The 17846-nt window shown below is 46.6% G+C and carries 17 protein-coding genes; 9 read left to right on the forward strand and 8 right to left on the reverse strand.

The window, feature by feature from the left end:
- Nucleotides 1–461 precede the first annotated feature (461 nt).
- The 4 genes from dsr1 to umuC all read left to right on the forward strand — a co-directional run bounded on the left by dsr1 (nt 462) and on the right by umuC (nt 7212).
- A complete protein-coding gene (dsr1, locus tag A6A26_RS23905; protein ID WP_063881277.1) occupies nt 462–4286 on the forward strand; it encodes an anti-phage defense-associated sirtuin Dsr1 in 3825 nt (1274 codons plus the stop codon).
- Between the two features lie 163 nt (nt 4287–4449).
- Nucleotides 4450–5109 (forward strand): hypothetical protein, encoded by a 660-nt coding sequence (locus A6A26_RS23910; protein WP_253851960.1) that lies wholly within the window; start codon nt 4450–4452, stop codon nt 5107–5109.
- A gap of 370 nt (nt 5110–5479) precedes the next feature.
- Nucleotides 5480–5929 (forward strand): translesion error-prone DNA polymerase V autoproteolytic subunit, encoded by a 450-nt coding sequence (umuD, locus tag A6A26_RS23915; protein WP_082875242.1) that lies wholly within the window; start codon nt 5480–5482, stop codon nt 5927–5929.
- An 8-nt stretch (nt 5930–5937) separates the two neighbouring features.
- The gene (gene umuC, locus A6A26_RS23920) at nt 5938–7212 is read left to right on the forward strand and encodes a translesion error-prone DNA polymerase V subunit UmuC (protein ID WP_063881365.1); all 1275 of its coding nucleotides are present in this window, start codon (nt 5938–5940) and stop codon (nt 7210–7212) included.
- Between the two features lie 32 nt (nt 7213–7244).
- On the opposite strand, the gene A6A26_RS23925 is transcribed toward umuC, so the two are convergent.
- The 4 genes from A6A26_RS23925 to A6A26_RS23940 form a co-directional block, all read right to left on the reverse strand.
- Nucleotides 7245–7973 carry a hypothetical protein gene (locus tag A6A26_RS23925; protein WP_063881278.1) on the reverse strand — a complete coding sequence of 243 codons (729 nt, stop codon included), beginning with the start codon at nt 7971–7973 and terminating at the stop codon, nt 7245–7247.
- Between the two features lie 78 nt (nt 7974–8051).
- Nucleotides 8052–8357 (reverse strand): hypothetical protein, encoded by a 306-nt coding sequence (locus tag A6A26_RS23930; protein ID WP_253851962.1) that lies wholly within the window; start codon nt 8355–8357, stop codon nt 8052–8054.
- 139 nt (nt 8358–8496) lie between these two features.
- Nucleotides 8497–8748, reverse strand: a complete 252-nt coding sequence (locus A6A26_RS23935; protein WP_063881279.1) for a hypothetical protein — start codon at nt 8746–8748, stop codon at nt 8497–8499.
- Nucleotides 8735–9529, reverse strand: a complete 795-nt coding sequence (locus A6A26_RS23940; protein ID WP_063881367.1) for a ParA family protein — start codon at nt 9527–9529, stop codon at nt 8735–8737. Before A6A26_RS23940 ends, A6A26_RS23935 begins: the two co-directional genes overlap by 14 nt.
- 478 nt (nt 9530–10007) lie before the next feature.
- On the opposite strand from A6A26_RS23940, the gene A6A26_RS23945 reads away from it, so the two are divergent.
- A complete protein-coding gene (locus A6A26_RS23945) occupies nt 10008–10223 on the forward strand; it encodes a hypothetical protein (RefSeq protein ID WP_063881280.1) in 216 nt (71 codons plus the stop codon).
- On the opposite strand, the gene A6A26_RS25280 is transcribed toward A6A26_RS23945, so the two are convergent.
- The 4 genes from A6A26_RS25280 to A6A26_RS23965 form a co-directional block, all read right to left on the reverse strand.
- A complete protein-coding gene (locus A6A26_RS25280) occupies nt 10220–11248 on the reverse strand; it encodes a Fic family protein (RefSeq protein ID WP_063881281.1) in 1029 nt (342 codons plus the stop codon). The two genes, A6A26_RS23945 and A6A26_RS25280, sit on opposite strands and share 4 nt — an antisense overlap.
- 541 nt (nt 11249–11789) lie before the next feature.
- Nucleotides 11790–12563 carry a site-specific integrase gene (locus A6A26_RS23955; protein ID WP_063881282.1) on the reverse strand — a complete coding sequence of 258 codons (774 nt, stop codon included), beginning with the start codon at nt 12561–12563 and terminating at the stop codon, nt 11790–11792.
- A gap of 33 nt (nt 12564–12596) precedes the next feature.
- Nucleotides 12597–13370 (reverse strand): hypothetical protein, encoded by a 774-nt coding sequence (locus tag A6A26_RS23960; protein ID WP_063881283.1) that lies wholly within the window; start codon nt 13368–13370, stop codon nt 12597–12599.
- A gap of 53 nt (nt 13371–13423) precedes the next feature.
- Nucleotides 13424–13783, reverse strand: a complete 360-nt coding sequence (locus A6A26_RS23965) for a hypothetical protein (protein WP_063881284.1) — start codon at nt 13781–13783, stop codon at nt 13424–13426.
- A 646-nt stretch (nt 13784–14429) separates the two neighbouring features.
- On the opposite strand from A6A26_RS23965, the gene vapB reads away from it, so the two are divergent.
- The 4 genes from vapB (at nt 14430) to A6A26_RS23985 (ending at nt 17655) form a co-directional block, all read left to right on the forward strand.
- A complete protein-coding gene (gene vapB, locus A6A26_RS23970; protein ID WP_063881285.1) occupies nt 14430–14660 on the forward strand; it encodes a type II toxin-antitoxin system VapB family antitoxin in 231 nt (76 codons plus the stop codon).
- Nucleotides 14657–15073, forward strand: a complete 417-nt coding sequence (locus tag A6A26_RS23975; RefSeq protein WP_063881286.1) for a type II toxin-antitoxin system VapC family toxin — start codon at nt 14657–14659, stop codon at nt 15071–15073. Before vapB ends, A6A26_RS23975 begins: the two co-directional genes overlap by 4 nt.
- A gap of 864 nt (nt 15074–15937) precedes the next feature.
- A complete protein-coding gene (locus tag A6A26_RS23980; protein ID WP_063881287.1) occupies nt 15938–16675 on the forward strand; it encodes a hypothetical protein in 738 nt (245 codons plus the stop codon).
- Between the two features lie 344 nt (nt 16676–17019).
- Complete coding sequence (locus A6A26_RS23985) at nt 17020–17655, forward strand: DUF2268 domain-containing putative Zn-dependent protease (protein WP_063881368.1); 636 nt, start codon at nt 17020–17022, stop codon at nt 17653–17655.
- Nucleotides 17656–17846: the final 191 nt, after the last annotated feature.

The following is a 17846-nucleotide window of genomic DNA, read 5'->3' on the forward strand; positions in this document are numbered from 1 at the left end:
TCAACGTTCACACAGCCAGATAATACCGCCCTTAAAACGTGAGCCGGCAACGCTCGCCGCAGAACACGGCTGAGGCGTACCGCAGCGGAGCGAGGAACGAACAGCCGTGTCGAGGAAGCGTCATTTCACTGATGCCCGTAAGGACTACTTACGTCCTCCCCAGCCCGAAACTACATTACAGAAAGTAGTTCCTGTCAGCCCTGCATGACTGTCATTTTTTTTAATGGAGCATATATATTTACTATCCCCGATAAACTTCACTGCATTCTTCAGGAAAAATACACGGCTATTTGGTATAAACAGCACCTGCACAGACACAATAATCTCAAAAATTAATACGGCGAAAAATTTTACTGCGCAGGAAACAGTCTGTACAAGCACCTTTTTCCACTGGCTTATAGCACTCATCGTCAGACAAAGGATACAGAAACATCTGCATTTACTAACAGGAGTTAGATATCATGCAATTTATAACAAATGGCCCGGATATACCGGATGCATTACTCAGGGCGCATGAAGATGGAAAAGTAATATTTTTTTGCGGAGCAGGAATATCAATACCTGCGGGGTTACCCAATTTTCAGAAACTTGTTGATGAAGTTTACACTCACACAGACACATCCCATTCTGATGCTGAAAAAGCCGCCTACGACAATAAACTCTATGATGCGACTCTGAACCTTCTGGAAAAAAGATTACCTGACGGGCGCAACAAATTGAGGCAGGCAATATTTTCGATACTTTCAAGAAGGTCATGGTCAAAAAAAGAAACTGAAACACATCGTGCCCTACTAGAGTTATCAAAAAATCCCGATGGTAAATATCGGCTTGTAACGACCAACTTTGATCGTCTTTTCGAGTCCGCGTCAAAATATTTAAAATCAAATTTTGAATCGTTTGCAGCGCCAATGTTACCGATACCGAAGAAAAGTCGCTGGAACGGACTGGTATACCTTCATGGCTTACTTACACCTGATATGACTGATGCCGACCTGAACCGTTTAGTAGTAACTAGCGGTGATTTTGGACAGGCTTATCTGACCGAAAGATGGGCTTCTCGATTCGTGAGTGAGTTATTTCGGAATTATCAGGTCTGCTTTATAGGATATGGAATCAACGATCCTGTTATGCGATACATGATGGACGCACTCGCCGCAGACAAACTTGCAGGGGAATCCACTCAAAAAACCTGGGCATTTGGTGGTTTTTTTAAGGGAGAAGAGGAACAGGAGAAGGCGATCTGGCAGTCTAAGGGCGTTTCTCCCATCATGTTCGAGATAATTGATAAATACGATTATTCTCTGCTCTACAAGACCATCAATGATTGGGCCGCCACTTATCGCGACGGCATAACGGGTAAAGAAAGAATTATCACTGAATATGCCACATCTTATCCAGCCAACAGCACGCGTCAGGATGATTTTATTGGCAGAATGCTTTGGGCATTATCTGATAAGTCCGGTCTCCCCGCAAAGCTGTTTGCAAATCACATCCCGGCACCTGATCTTGATTGGCTTTTTAATGCTTTAATGCAGGAGAGATACACTTCCGAAGATCTAGGTACATCGACAGGCAGTCCTTCTCCACATGAAAAACTTAAATTCAGCATGATATCGAGGCCTTCACCAAATTATCACGTCATGAAAATGTCAGTCCTATCAGAGAGCCCGATGGGAAATGACTGGGATGACATAACGTGTCATCTTGCTGACTGGCTGTTACGATACCTGAATGATACAAGACTTCTTCTTGCTGTAGCTAACAGTTATGGATGTTTACATAACCAATTAAAAAACAGAATCCTGCTAAAATTGAGTTCTTACGCAAAATGTACGAATTTAGGCAATACCGAGGAACTACATAAAATAAAAAAAGACTCACCTGAAGCTATTCCTGGGCATTTAATGAAAACTCTCTGGGAGTTAGTACTTTGTGGCCGAGTCAGGCCTAAGAATGCTGTAGATATATATTTATACCAATGGATGGCTCGATTGACTCATGGTGACATATCTTTCCCTATGCGGCTAGAATTAAAGGAATTGCTGGCACCTAAACTATTTCTAAGAGAAACCTCTTATATTTCTTCACTGACAAATGACAACGTTAAATCTGAACCAACGAAAGTTGGTGAGCTCGTTCATTTCGAACTGGTACTCAATTCAGAGCATGCTCGTACTGTATTAAATTATAGCCATAATATATTGATCAGGTCAGCGCTGCCAATGCTGTTTGAGGATTTTGAAGACCTGCTCAGAGATGCAATGAATCTACTGAAGGCAATTGGTGAAGCAGATGACAACTCAGATCGTTCTTTTCTCTCTCTGCCCTCAATATCAGAACACAATCAGAATCGTCGTTTCAGGGCATGGGTTTTACTCATTGATTTAGTACGTGATGCCTGGCTGGAAATCCTTGAAAAAGACTTTAATCGCGCAAAACGATTGGGATGTCGATGGTTTGAGGAGTCTTTTCCAGTATTTAAAAGGCTGGCTTTTTTTGCAGCACGACATGATGGAATTGCAACATCTGACCAGTGGGTACAGTGGTTAACTGGTGTCAATTCAAAATGGCTGTGGAGTACAGAGACTGCACGGGAAGTCTACCGTCTGTTAGTCCTGCAGGGGAGAAACCTATCCCCCTCGGCAAGTGTTGTACTGGAAAGCGCTATTCTGGATGGCCCGCCCCGAAGCTTGTACAGAGAAGATATAACTGACGAAACACTGAAGCAATTGTATGACAGGGAAATCTGGCTTGCTCTGGCCAAGCTAGAACTCTCAGGCCATGCTCTTGGGTACAGAGCAATGCTACGGTTCAAGAAACTCAGTAAAAAAAATCCTCACTGGAAACTCGCAGAAGATGAAAGAGATGAGTTCGCCATCTGGATGGGTGACGGTTTAAGTTCAGATTTCAAGTCTGATCGCAGTACAGAAGTCGCCCCTGAAACCTTTGAGGGTATGGTAGCCTGGTTAAGGAAAGATCCTACAAAAACTCACCCGTTTGCAGACGATGAATGGAAGGACAGATGCACCAATAGTTTTTCCCAATCTCTCAGAGCTTTAGAGAAACTGGCGAAGGAAAGTTTCATCCCCACAGAACGCTGGGTGGAGGCATTTCAGGCATGGAGTGCGGATAAACTCAAAGTGCAATCTTGGGAGAATGCGGCCCCGGTAGTTTACAGGCTGCCTGATGATAAAATCGAGGAGATGGTTCCTCACGTCAGCAGGTGGATAGCCGTTTGCGCTAATACAACGTCAAAACACAGAAAAATTTTTACGACACTGTGCAGTCGCATTTTAGCCATGCCTATACCTGCAGACTCCGATATAACGGTTGGCGATAAGCCAATTGATGATCCGCTTGTCGAAGCCATCAACCATCCCGTCGGTCATATTGCTGATGCATTGATTGGGGATATCTTCAGAAATGAAATTGACGATAACGATAAAATTCCGCGCAGACTGAGACCTGTTTTCTCTGAAATCTTTAACACAGAATTGGACCGTTTTCGCCATGCACGTGTGATATTGGCAACCAATTTAAATGGCCTTTTCCGAATAGACCCGGAATGGACGCAAAAGAACCTTTTACCTTGTTTTAGCTGGAGTAATCCTTCGGAAGCCAGAGCCCTTTGGTCAGGTTTTCTGTGGACGGCCCGTCTGCACAAACCCTTATTTATAAAAATTAAGCATGATTTCCTCTCAACAGCTGGCTTCTACAGTAGTCTTGGAGAACAAAAAAAACACTATGTGAGTTTACTCACTTACGCTGCGCTAGAAATGGGGGAAGAATTCACTGAAACCGACCTAAGGGACGCTTTCAGAAATCTTCCTACGGAAGGTCTGGAAGATGTTTGTATGACGTTGATTAACGCGTTAGAAGGTGCCGGTGAACAAGGGACATCATACTGGAGAAACCGTATCAGGCCTTTTTGGAAAAAGTTCTGGCCAAAATTTGAGGACAGAAAAACGCCTTCAGTTTCAGAGAAACTGGTCAGACTGGTTATTATGTCAGGATACGAGTTTCAGTCAGCATATACACTGCTCATGGACTGGTTTCTTCCCTTAGAATACCTTCAGTACTCAATTGATTTACTTAAAAAAAATGAAATATACAGGATGTACCCATTAGAGTCGTTATTTCTACTGGATAAAATAATTGATTGCCAGAGTCATGTTCCATATGGATTGAATGAAATCCTCACTGAGATTGAAGATACAAATCCGGATCTGGGTAACAGCTCACCTTATAAACGTATACGTAACTTTATCAACCTCAGAAGTGCTTAATGTTCCTCTCTTAGAGGAGAAAGAATCTAACTAATTATTTATGGGCCGATAGGGGGCAGGCTCTTAAGTGAGTACCCTTTATTGGGAGCAATTGAGCTGACGATGACCTTAACGCTTGCTATTGTTGCCTGAACTTTTAGATTGATAAAAAGGACCTTTTTAAATGAATGTCAGATACCTGTATGGGAAGAAAGAGTTCCTGTTACCTGTGATTGAAGATAAAGCCGGACTCCGTCTGAGTGACATAACCCACTATTCTCGAATGGAAAATGAGAAAATGCGCGATAACGAAATGGAAAAAATTTTCGTAGTCGACAGAAACCATTTTAGCCTGACCGTAAACAATATCGTTATAAACCCCAATGAAATGACGGCCGATCCAGTTTTCAATCTTTCTCCAAAGCACTGTTACTGTATTTGCTTTACCAGCAGAAAAAACGACGAAATTTTGTTCGATACATTTAAATCCGATATATGCATCGGATTTGATGTCGATATGCTCAAGGAAAGACTTGAAATTAGTAAAGAAAAATTTCCCGGAGTTGAGCTTATCGGAAAAGAAGTTACCTATTATCATCCTGGAACCCCACCTGATGCTTTCACACCAAAAGAACTGGTGTTCTATAAGCCAGCGACCTTCAGTCATGAAGCAGAGTACCGTTTAGCAATGTTTTTTCCTGAAGGAAAAAAGGGGTTCACAACCATCGATGGCACTGTAATACCCTTCTGGACTGAAGGTGAGTCAACTCATATGACTGTAGGTCATCAAAAAAAAGGCTTTATCAGCGGCTGTGTTACTGAAGTGTTTTATAGGAAGGATTAATTCAACTTTTGGCATAGATTGAAAATTACGCCTTTTAATCGCAAGGAGGAAACGCTCGACGCAGAACATGGCTGAGGCGTACCGTAGCGGAGCGAGGAACGAACAGCCGTGTCGGGGAAGCGTCATTTCACTGATGCCCGCAACGACTGCTTACGCGCTCCCCTGACTGAAACTGCCTGACAAGAAAATTATTAGCCTGCTCAGTAAGATAAGCGTCCCCTGAATTGCCAGGTGTCCGGTTCCCCTTGCCATGCGACTCCGGCTCAATAATACTGTTTTTATATACAGTGTTATTTAAGGGGGAATTTATCATGTCAGAATCATTCACTGCCGCACCGGCTTCAGGCCATTCAGTCCGGAGAACGGCACCATGAAAGCAACATCCTCCCGGGGCGGACTGACGGTATTCAGGCCTGCCGACATCCGTCCCGTGATGCGCATCCCGCTGTTTGTTGAGCGCTGCGCCGCCGGATTTCCCTCCCCTGCCGCCGATTATGTCGAGGCAGAGCTGGACCTGAACGAGCTCTGCATCACCCACCGGGCAGCCACGTTTTTCGTGCGCGCCAGCGGCAGCAGCATGGAAGACCTGGGTCTGTATGACGGGGACGTGATGGTCGTCGATCGCGCGAAGGAAGCCACGCACGGTGACATCGTCATCGCAGAGGTTGGCGGGGAATTCACCGTCAAGCGCCTGCAGCTGCAGCCACAGATTGCGCTGCGCCCGATGAACCCGGCCTATCCGGTGATATACCCCGAGGAGCTGCAACTGCTGGGCGTGGTCACCTGGTTTTTCCACAATACCGAGGCGCGCCGGAGGTAACCATGCCAATGTTTGGTCTGGCTGACGTCAACAGCTTCTATGCGTCCTGTGAGGCCCTTTTCCGGCCTGATTTGCGGGGCAAACCCGTCGTGGTCCTTTCGAACAACGATGGTTGTGTGATCGCAAGAAGTAAAGCAGCCAAAGCCCTGGGCATCAAAATGGGGGTGCCGTGGTTTCAGTTAAAGTCGCAGCAATTCACTGAAAAGATTCATATTTTCAGTTCTAACTATGCCTTATATCATTCGCTGTCGCAGAGAACCATGTCAGCTCTGGAGGAAATGACGCCCAGAGTCGAGCAGTATTCCATCGATGAAATGTTTCTCGATCTGACCGGCATCGATGGCTGTGAGGACTTTGAGCACTTTGGCCACCGGCTGCGTGCCCACGTTCTGGCCAGAACCGGACTGACTATCGGGATCGGCAGTGGCCCCAGTAAAACTTTAGCAAAATCAGCTCAGTGGGCCTCGAAAGAGTGGCCCCAGTTTAAGGGCGTACTGGCGCTGACACCCGGAAACCCGAAGCGGACCGAGGCGCTTCTGATGCGCCAGCCGGTTGAAGAAATATGGGGTGTCGGTCGGCGCATCGGTAAAAAACTGAACCTGCTCGGCATCACGAACGCGCTCGAGCTGGCGCGAACGCATCCCGCCTTCATCCGGAAAAACTTTTCAGTGGTGCTGGAAAGGACGGTGCGGGAGCTGAACGGCGAGGCGTGCATCCCCCTGGAGGAAATGCCGCCGGCAAAGCAGCAGATTGTCTGCAGCCGCAGTTTCGGTTCACGTATTACCGCGAAAGTGGCCATGCAGCAGGCGCTCTGCCAGTACGCCACGCGCGCAGCGGAGAAGCTCCGTGGCGAACGCCAGTACTGCAGGCACATCAGCGTGTTCGTCCGGACTTCGCCGCACGCGGTCGGCGAGACATTCTACGGCAACACGGCCGGGGAAAAACTCACCCTGCCCACGCAGGACACGCGCGATATCATCGGCGTGGCCATGCGCGCGCTGGATCGCATCTGGATTGATGGCCACCGGTACATGAAGGCCGGCGTCATGCTCGATGACTTCACCCCTCACGGCGTCAGCCAGCTGAACCTGTTTGACGACAACCGGCCGCGGGCCAACAGCGCGCAGCTGATGCAGGTGCTGGACGGCATTAATCAGTCAGGCCTGGGACGGGTATGGTTTGCGGGTCAGGGAATTGATACGGAGTGGAAAATGAAACGGGACATGCTGTCACCGGCATGGACCACGCGCTGGAGCGATATCCCGGTTGCCCGGGTAACCTGAATTAGCGCCCTGAGCAGGTGACAGTGCAAACGTCATTCAGACTTCATGTCATCCTGACTGAACCGGTGGGACTCGTATTTTGAATGTAACTCATCAATCAACACAATCCTGTCGCCTGTGGGAGAGACGACATGTAGATTTTCGTCAGTTGCGCCGCGTAAGTCTTCCATGCTCTGTACCACAGATGCCACCGTCATAACTGACGAGAATCGTAAGAACGGGTCATTATTCCCTGCCACTACGGGTACAGCGGGATAGAAAATGGATGCCGTCGGCTCGCCGAGAATTTCGCGGATGCGTGACAGTTTATCGTCCGTCAGCGTGGCCGCAAATGCCTGTTGTCTTTCCACACTCAGCCCGTTAACGCTGATCGTAACTTCGACCCTGTTGGCCGGTTTGGCCGGGCGCAATTTAGACAGGTCCCGCAGGTCTTCCTGCAACGTTTTGTCCATAAGCTCAACAATCATGAGCTTGCCTGCTTCAAACCCGAGCCGGTATTCCACCCAGTAAATCAGCTTTTTATTGCACTCTCTGACTGACGTGTAGATATCGACTGTGCCCGTATGCGGCACAGGCACTGCGGCGGCCTCCCCTGCCCCGGCATCACTGACGTTCCTGTAGAGCTGCCCGTTGAAGATACAGTATTCGGCCATGCCGTATTCCATATCCAGGTCTTTGGTCTGGAAATACTGGCCATTGTGGCTGCGGTCAAACCCTTCGTGGGTAATGTTAACCGGCTGGATATCGCTGAAGCTGCTCATGGTGCCTGCCTTAATTATTAATTTTCAGACTGTCGTTAAGCTGCGCGCTGAGGGTCATTGGAAATTCAAGGTTAAGTTTCAGCGCTGCTGCTTGTTCTTTTTCCAGGTATCATTGGCCAGAAAAGCTGATCGGGTGATAAAAACTCCCCAAAACAGCTGGAGAACCACTTTGGCTATGACACTTTCGATAACCCCTAACAGAAGTGGAGCTATACACGCCATTCCGAGTAAAAAGCCCCATTCAGCCGCACTTTTTCTGTCTTTACCGGTGAGCTTTGTAATTCCTATATACCCTGAGACAAGATATAAAAACCTTTTCATGGTCACCTCTTTATTTTGATGAAAACCCACCTCATCAAAGTTAAGCATCTGAAATAAAATCATTTTTATTTATGTATATACATAAACATATACATAAATCATTAACAAAACTGGGTAACAATTGAACGTCATATGTATATACCTTTGTATACACATTTAATCTGTGTATACACTCAATCTGTATATACATTTATATATACATTTAGGTGTTTTCAATAACCAACTTTGCTAATTTTTCAATCCATTTGTCATCATCCATGTGACAAGCAGCCCTTAGAACACGGGATCTTGAAATGTTTTTAAGAGGAAGGTGCTCCTGTACTCTTTCCACCAGTAAGGACAGTGCGTCATCATCTAAACCAGTTAACCGAAGGTTCATTTGGCGGCCAGTAGTTATATTTCTTTTTTCAACAACTCGGGTAACCCCTTTTGCTACCCTGTCACTTCTTGCCATCTTCATCCCCTTTGATGATGCTTAGCAGCTCCTGAGCGAATGCTTTGTAGTCGCGGTAAGGCCTTTCGTTTTTTGCGAAAGTCATAACCGGTCTGTGTTGTTCAGTAGCTTGCTTATACAATTCACTGTAACGAATCTCAGTTTTAGCGAGATTATATTTGCCTTCAGCTATATAGCCGTCTATGGCTCTGAGCATTTTTGAGTGCGAGACATTCACTTTTGTCTTTACAAGTGTATATACAAAATTCTCATTTCTTTTGATTTCCCGGACAACCTGGAAAAGGTCGTCAATGCCTTTCACTGCCCTTCTGTCCATATCTACCGGCACGACGATAAAGTCAGTAATAAGCAATGCATTCTCTATGCTCAGGTCTATTGCTGGCCTTAAATCAATAAGAATGAAGTCGAAATCAGTGTTAAGTCGTTTGAGGCCTTCTTCCAGAATATTCAGCCTGTGACGAAAACGTTCTGCGCTTCTAGCTTCTACAGCAAGTGTTATATCTGCAGGGATTACATAAAGGTTTGGTATTTCGGTGTCTATGTCACGAGCTGTATAAACTATTTTGTTGATATCGAATTTAGGATCTTCAAACAGGTCAGTTACGGTGTAGTCTTCTTCACCCCTCCCAACATCATCACTAAGATTACCTTGATGGTCCAGGTCTACAAGTAAGGTTTTAAAACCCATTGCTGCAAATGCACAACCGACAGCAATACATCCTGTCGTTTTAGCAACTCCCCCTTTGCTGTTAGCAAAGGAAATTATGTATGGCTTTTTCATTGAGCACCCTATGTATATACAAAAGTATATGCATATTATCTGAACCAATACGCTTGTCAATGTATATACAAAAGTATATGCACATTTTGCTTGAAGTATATACAGATGTATATACAAATATATCTTATGTATATACAAAAGCATATACTTATAAGGTATCCATAGAGATACATACACCAATAATAACAGTAAGTTATATATAGGAAAAAAGTAAGAGACTGATTTAATCGCATTGTTAGGGGAGGGCAGGGGACTGATAGTCCCTGAGTTTTTAGTTAGACCATACTAATAGGCTCACAAAATCAGTGACCCCGACACGAAAATCTGAACTGAGGTAATGTTAATGAATCATCACGATTTGCCGAAGTGCAGGTCAAAGAGGCTTACAGGGTTGTATAAGCAAACAGGCAACTCATAGACTATTTACTGTACGAGCGCTATAATCGCCTACTAACCGATGTTATCAGGGGAATTCAAAATGGCTAACAAACCCACTCGATGTGAAGTTACTGGCATTGTTACCGTAAAGATTCGCGGCGGAAAGTCTGGTTCTCGTAACGTAAGTCGCCGTTCTATCGCTAAATCCGCGATGGATAACGCTAAAACATCGTTCGAAATTGAAGGTCACCACTACAGCAACTCTGATTGGTCTAAGATCATGCGAATTGCCGATCAGCTGGAAGACGTAATTTAATCAATTTTTGAATTAATTAATGCCCTATCGAGTAATGCTGTTAGTCTTTTGGGGTATCCTTGCACAGCCTTCCATACTGCAAAGTGATAGTATCTTTTCTTTCTTTTACTATTCATAGATGCTGATAAATCGAAGTCATATCCCCTTGTTTTAGCAACTATTTCCAGATAGAGCCTCATCGTGCGACCATTTCCGTCCTCAAACGGATGTATCCACGCAAGCTCTTTGTGCGCATAGACAAGCGCATTAAGCATGAGCACTCTGTCATTTCCCACTTTAGGTAAATATCTGGTGCTAAAAGCATTGCAAAAAACCTTCATTGAAGCAGCAACTTTAGAGGGGTGCATAGTGGGATGTTCACGCGGACCTATAACCAACTCATGTGTCCGGTAGTCACCTGCCCATGAATATATACCGCTGAAAAGTGCGAAATGACATTCTCGAAATGTTTTCTCACCCATATGAAGTGATTGATTTTTTAGATATTTCTCAACCAGCCTAAAGCTTCTTATAGGCGCATAAATATCTTCAATCTTATCCAGTTCATCCTGATAAACTGCATAAACTTGATTCGGAATTGCATTTACTCGGCCCTTTAGATTGTTTGATACAAGAAAAAAATTGTGAGGTAAATATTCTACCCACGTTTCAAAAAACTTTGACTGAAGGTGATTAGGTTGAAGCCTAAGCCATGTCTTTCCGAAATCCTTTTTTATGCCTACCACGGTGGCGCAAACCAGCGGTTGTATAACCTTACCAAAAAAGTAAACTACTGAGTCCCCCATTTGGATCTCATCCCTAGTGAGGTCAAAGTGTGACTGACTATAGCGTTCAAGGTGTGCAAGGGAAGGTACCGGAAAATGCACTTTTGAACCAACTATGTGTTCCTCCTTATTTTTGTTGGAGTAAATATGGATTTCCCCATTTTTTACCGGCGTTGTCTTTAGGTGAACAATTTTTTTTTCTTTAAAAAAAGGATCGTTCAAATGAAAAATGTTGTCGGGTACTTTTATATGTTTTTTCACTAATCAACATCCTATGTTCTTGCTAACGATGAAAAGTCCATGCGCTGCGGGCTTCTGCATCCCATAGACATGGATAGTCTTAATATTTCAAGCCAGCCCGCACTATTATCACTTATAACTTGCCTTATATGACCACAATTATCATCACTCTAAGCTATTCAAGCAATCAACGGAAAGTTGGTCACGTAGATAGTTCAAGATTGCACTCATAATAGATGGCTTTAGAAAGCTGAGGTGAATTGTTCACATTAAAATAGCTAGCAATTAAATTGCACGCAATTATTTTGCGAAAAATAAATAAAGTTAGAAGTTAAACTCATCAACGCAGTAGTAACGTTAGTTATGATAATTGATAACATGGTTATCGATATAATTATCAACCACTAAACTAATCCAATAAAAATTAATTGATTAGCAAATTGTCACTAGATTCATCAAAAAAGGGCATTTTAAGTGGCCAATAAATAGATAGCCAATTTAAGCTGCTAAATGTTATTATTGACCTGTCAAAAGCAACAGGCCAATTAAGGTATACCTGCCGTCATTCCTTCCTGAGCATTGCCACCGCCTCATTGCCCGGCATAGAAAACTGCACCCGGTGACGCGCCGCCACGTCCAGCGCAAACACCTTCGTATAGATCTCCGTCGACTTCAGGCTCTTGTGGCCCATGAGGCTCTGCAGCGCCTTCAGCGGGATCCCCGCGTAAAGCATGTGCATGGCGTAACTGTGCCGGAAGGTGTGGGGCGTTACCGGCACCGAGAAGGTCACGCCGTCGGCCGCAGCGGCCGCCACGGCTTCGTTGATCCAGGTCCGCACGGTGCGGTCGGTCACGGTCCAGAGGCGCACCTTTTCCGTCCGGCCGGAGTCAGGATTGCGCCGCTCCACCGGGATCCGCAGCGTGGCCACCATCATCTCCAGCTGGGCGATGTACTGCGGATCCGACAGCGGAACCAGCCGGTGCGGCACCACGCCCGACGGGGTACGTCCCGGCCCGCGTACGGCCTTTTCACCGCGCTGCTTCAGCGTGGCCAGCTGCACGAAGGGATGGGGCGGCGTCAGGGTGAAGTCGGCGCGGGTCAGGGCCAGCGCCTCGTTGATGCGCGCCCCGGTGTTCCACATCGTGGTCAGCAGCATCTTGCGGTGCAGGTCCGGCACGTAATGTAAAAGTGCGCTGACTTCCGGCGCCAGCAGGTATTTTGGCAAATCGTCGATCAGCGCAGCCATGTGACGTAACGCCAGCGCAGCCGGATAGTCTATAGCTACCGGAAGTGAGGCAGCCTGTAACGGCTGGCCATAGGGAAGCATACCCGTCATGTCTTTCTCCGGATGAGGCAGCAGGAATTCATGTCAGCACGCATTTTTCTCTTTCCTGTAAGCGGCAGTTTCAGCCTGCATGGTAGCGTGGAAGGCCTCAAGAAACAGGGTGATGTCACTGAGAGCACGCTCCAACTGGTAGCGGCCTACGACGGTTTCAGTGTCATACTCTGATATGCCGTTCCGGTGAACCAGGTCGTGCCTGGTATTAACAATGTCTTTGAGTCGGCTTACAGGCCACTCGGGCTCCTGACGCAGAACGGCGCCAAAATACCTTTCAATATGCTTCACATTATGAAACGTCATTCCCCTGACAATGGCCTGCACGGCTTCACGATAAGCGTCAGCGGGAGCCACCGGCTGGCAGCACACTTTTAGAAACTTTGTCTGGTTATCTCTCAGTCCGATCTTATGCTGGTTTGATTGGAACAGCCGGAGGTGTGGCTCATGATTGAGCAGCGCCCGGGCGCAGTACATCAGGCAGGCTTCCATAATGCTTACCGCGTGAACCCACGACATGCGTAACACGATGTCCGGCTGGAAGGATTGGTTAAGCCCCTGCAGCGTTCTCAGTTCTGTGAAGGCATGCTCACAGCGGGCATCAACAGAGTTGAGTGAGGCGGTAAACTCGTCCCGCAGATAGTCTTCATACGCCTGGTCTGACAGAAAGTCCTGCCAGTCAGAATAAATCTGGCCGATGGTTTCCCACTCTGGCGTATCGGGCTGTACCTCAGGATATTTCTCGGCGGCCCACGCCTCAAACCGTTCCTGCTGCAGCTCCAACATAAGTTCTTTGGCACTTCCCATCCGAGCAATCCTCCGGAGTTAAATTGGTTTCGCTGTATTATCGAATAACACCCTCACTCTTTAACGCGACCGGTGTCCAGCTCACGGGCCAGTTCCACAAATTCTTCATGTCCGGTCTCCAGATAGCGCCCGTAGATACGCGCGTCGTGTCCGGACAGGCCGGACGGGTTGCCCGTGAAGTAGTCCTGCAGCACCCGGATGCAGTGGGAGTAGGTGTCCAGCCCGGAAGCGAGGACGGGCAGCGCGTCCTCATGGATCAGCTCCGCCCGGAAGGTGTCATAGTGGCGGCGTATCAGGCCGAGTCCGCCTGCGGAGGCCATCCGGCAGTTTTCCGGCAGCGGACACTCCGCGGCGTTCCGGATGAGTTCAAACGCGTAGACAAAATCGTTGCTGTGCGTGATCAGCACGGACATGAACGTTACCCCCCGTAATAAAAAGCCTTGCAGTAATGAGGAAGGAAAACAGTCACCTTTCACCCAGTAGTGCAGCTGACAGTTACTTCACTCATGATTACCTTAGTTAACTGTCAGAATTCTGACATTAACAACAGTCAGAATAACTATTCTAACAGTCACTCAGATGACTATAACTATACTTACAGTTACTGATTCATCAGTAAGCCTGCTTTTATTCCCGCAACGCAATTGCCGGAAGCCAGCATTCACCGGATCCGACTTTTTCCGATTATGGCAGTAACCGGAAGGGTAGCACGGCGGCGGGGCGGGCAGAAGCGGGGTTTACCGGGCGGATTTATGCTGACGCATCCCCTATGTTGTGTCATGTGCAGCTGAGTGAGCCACAACATGTGGTGTACTGCGCAGAAAACCGCCACCGGAGGAGGAAAGATCCGGTTCTGTCTTTTTTCGGATCTTCGATAAAAAGAGACAAATAAGAATATGTGATGCATATACATATGTCCTACATCTGCATATACTTAACAGATGCATATGCTTTACATCTGCATAGACAGTGGATATGCTTTATCTATGCAGCGTTGTACTGCCACAAAAAATAGCCGGTATCGGCACAGTGTCGGACATCCGACCGGAAGGAGTAACCATGAGAACCGTATCCATTTTTAAAAACGGCAACAATCGCGCCATTCGTCTTCCTCGTGACATGGATTTTGAAGGAGTGAGCGAACTCGAAATCATCCGGGAAGGGGACAACATCATCCTGCGTCCCGCCCGGCCGACCTGGAGCTCATACCTGGAACTCGAAAAGGCCGATCCAGACTTTATGGCAGAGCGCGAAGACGTTGTCAGCGACGAAGGACGATTTAACCTGTGAACACAACCTATATGCTGGATACCTGTATCTGCTCGTTCATCATGCGCGAGCAGCCGGAAGCCGTACTGAAGCGCCTGGAGCAGGCAGTGCTGCGCGGCCACCGCATCGTGGTGTCGGCCATCACCTACTCAGAGATGCGCTTCGGCGCCACCGGCCCGAAGGCCTTGCCGCGACACGCACTGCTGGTTGACGCGTTCTGCGCCCGGCTCGATGCCGTCCTGCCCTGGGATCGCGCCGCGGTGGATGCCACCACGGAGATTAAAGTGGCGCTGCGCCAGGCCGGGACACCGATCGGCCCGAACGATACGGCGATTGCCGGGCACGCCATCGCGGCCGGCGCCGTGCTGGTGACGAATAATACACGGGAGTTTGATAGAGTGCCGGATCTGGTGCTGGAAGACTGGGTTAACTGACGGCAGAAAGAGCTCTGCAGTGAGTAATGTCCGCTTTGTGCCAAAAGCGGACATTGTCGCTAAAAGTCATTTTGATAAATTGACCTTAGAGATAGGTAGTTGGCGCCAGGCCAGCTCATCAAGATTAGAATGAGAGTTACTCAAAAGGCATTAACTAACGCTTCAATCAAAATAGATAAGCAACGTAGCGAAAGCCAGGCGGTAAACCGTTGTCCCTTCCGCCAGACACTGGCTCTTTGCGTAAGACATTCGTTGTGCCATAAACGAAAATTGACCATTAAGGCACCACCGACATAGATTTTCCCGGCCCCAGCTTGAGCCTAAACTGTTAGTGCAATCCCGCAGTAAGCATCAGCTAACAGACTTTCGGTTTGTATAAAACGGGTTTATATCATTACAGCACGTGCACCGCGTTCACTATTGTCAGTACTGGGCGAAAGAGAGTAAAAGGGCTGAGCCTGCATACGTTCTGGAGCATTAAGGTCAAGAACGGGGCATCTTGGTCGCTGTTACGATCGGGGTGTGCTATGCCGGTATAAACGACGGCGAGAGCAAGTGCGCTAACGTAAACGGAAAGTACTGCCAGTCAGCAGATATGACGAATCAACATGAATACTTATTGATTGATTAAGACACATAGGGCGCGTTCGGTTTTAAGCCAGTCCAAATATTTTACTCATGTCGGGGCAAATTAAATTTCTTGGGTTTATTTGCCATCATCTGAATCACTTGGATGAGAAGAAAAGACATAGCTATCTGCTTTAGTAGTAGCATAGCGAAACCCCATTCATGTAATCTAGACGATCTTTACCTAAGTTGTGTTGCATACAGCAATTAACGAACTAAAAACGAGGAAAATCATAGATGAGCAAATGCTGGGAGCAGATGGGCATTAGCAAAACAGATTACGATGAGCTTAGCTTTAAACTTGAACAAACCATGACACGAATTACCCAAACTTTCTCCAGAGATACTCATGCATCTGAAGACAGTTTTTTCATTTCTTTCATGGCTGCCTTGAGTTTTACATTAATTACCTTTGGTGAACAATATTATTTGGAATTCAAAAGTTCTAAGACAAATCAAAATGGTAAAAATGCCCCTGAGAAAAAATATGGCTGCGATTTTGGGCTACGTGTGAATTTCAATGCTCAGTCAGTGAATCCATTTTCTAAAGCTATCATTGGGCAGGCAAAAAACAAGCCCAGAAGAGATGTCGAAGGTGATAAAGGCGAGAAGAAAAGGCTGGGTCGACAATGCGAAGCAATGTCAGAAGTTACGAGTAATTATATAGTAACATTTCGCCCTGCATCAGATGAAAGTATCCCCCTTGTTTACCTAGGCGATCAAAAAAATAAATCTTATGAAGTAGAAGGAATAAGGTTTGATAAATATTTATTAGAATATGTATTGCCTTGTTCACATGGTGAAAAAGATACAATAGTCATGGGTTATATGATCTCATCGACCCATAGCGGCTGGAGCGACTACGTTAGAGTATTTGAAATTGATACAAATCTTCCGAAACCTAACCCAGCGCCAGATTCAGCACCCGAACCCGATCCACAGCCGAGAAAAAAACCTAAAAGATCAATGAGATGAAATTAAATATGCAGTTAAGGGCCGCTCAGCGATGTTTCTGGACTCCTGCCGTGCGCCCTGCTGCCTCTCTATTCACCGGCGGCACAAACCGCCGCCAACGAATACGGACGATGATTTAAACAACACCTGGCTCTATAACCCGATTAATTTTTTTGAGTAACCTAATCATGAGTCACCATTGATTCATTAGTCATTTTCTAGTGTTGTAGATAATTACGAACGTCCGTTCCGTACCTCAAGCGGACATTTCCGATCATTGGTCTGCCACCGCTGAGCTGCACCATGGCATTCAGTATATGTCTGCTAACATGCGCGCATTACTATCGCTTCTGGGGAATACTGATATGCCTCAAATAACCATCCATATTCTGAATGCTCAGGAAAAACTCAATGCTCACTGTGAATGGCTGCAGACTAGTCTGACCGATACCTACCTGCACGTTACAAGGTTGATGCCGACCCCTTCAGTGGATGTCGTAGTTAAAGCCGGGAAGTTTATTATCCCTGAAAAAGGGCATAGCGGTTTTTGTTCTGAAGATGGTGTTATCTATATAACAGTAGATCCTGAAAACTCTGCATTCTGCAAAAATGATGCGCACTCTATTGAACGTATGTTAGCCCATGAACTGCACCATGCTGCAAGGTGGGCAGGGCCAGGATACGGCTCAACATTGGGAGAAGCACTAGTCTCTGAAGGACTTGCCGGGCATTTTTCTCTTGAGCTTTTTGGTGGTGAACCTGAGCTTTGGGAAAGCCTCAAGCCCGATACTGTTAAGCCATACTGTCCACTAATTCTCGAAAACTGGCATCGCACAGATTACGATCATAACACCTGGTTTTTCGGAACAGGAGATTTGCCAAGGTGGCTTGGATATACGGCAGGATTCAACCTTATATCCAGATATCTCGTAGCATACCCACATTTAAAAGTATCCATGCTGGCGAACATAAACGCTGAGGAATTAAAGGCTTTTATATGAAGTGAAGACTTCTCATTTCTCTCAAGTCATTATTCGACTCATAAGCAAAAGCTGCATGGTCCGCTTTTCGCTCATAGCGGACCTCCAGCTCAGTCAGCATTTCAGCTTTGTGCCAGAAGCGGACATTGACACTTTCAGACATGGCCGGGATCGGGCGCCTCGGGATAAAACGGGGGCTTGTCGTACAATGC

The sequence above is a fragment of the Pantoea sp. OXWO6B1 genome, from assembly GCF_001641135.1.
Lineage (GTDB): Bacteria > Pseudomonadota > Gammaproteobacteria > Enterobacterales > Enterobacteriaceae > Pantoea > Pantoea allii.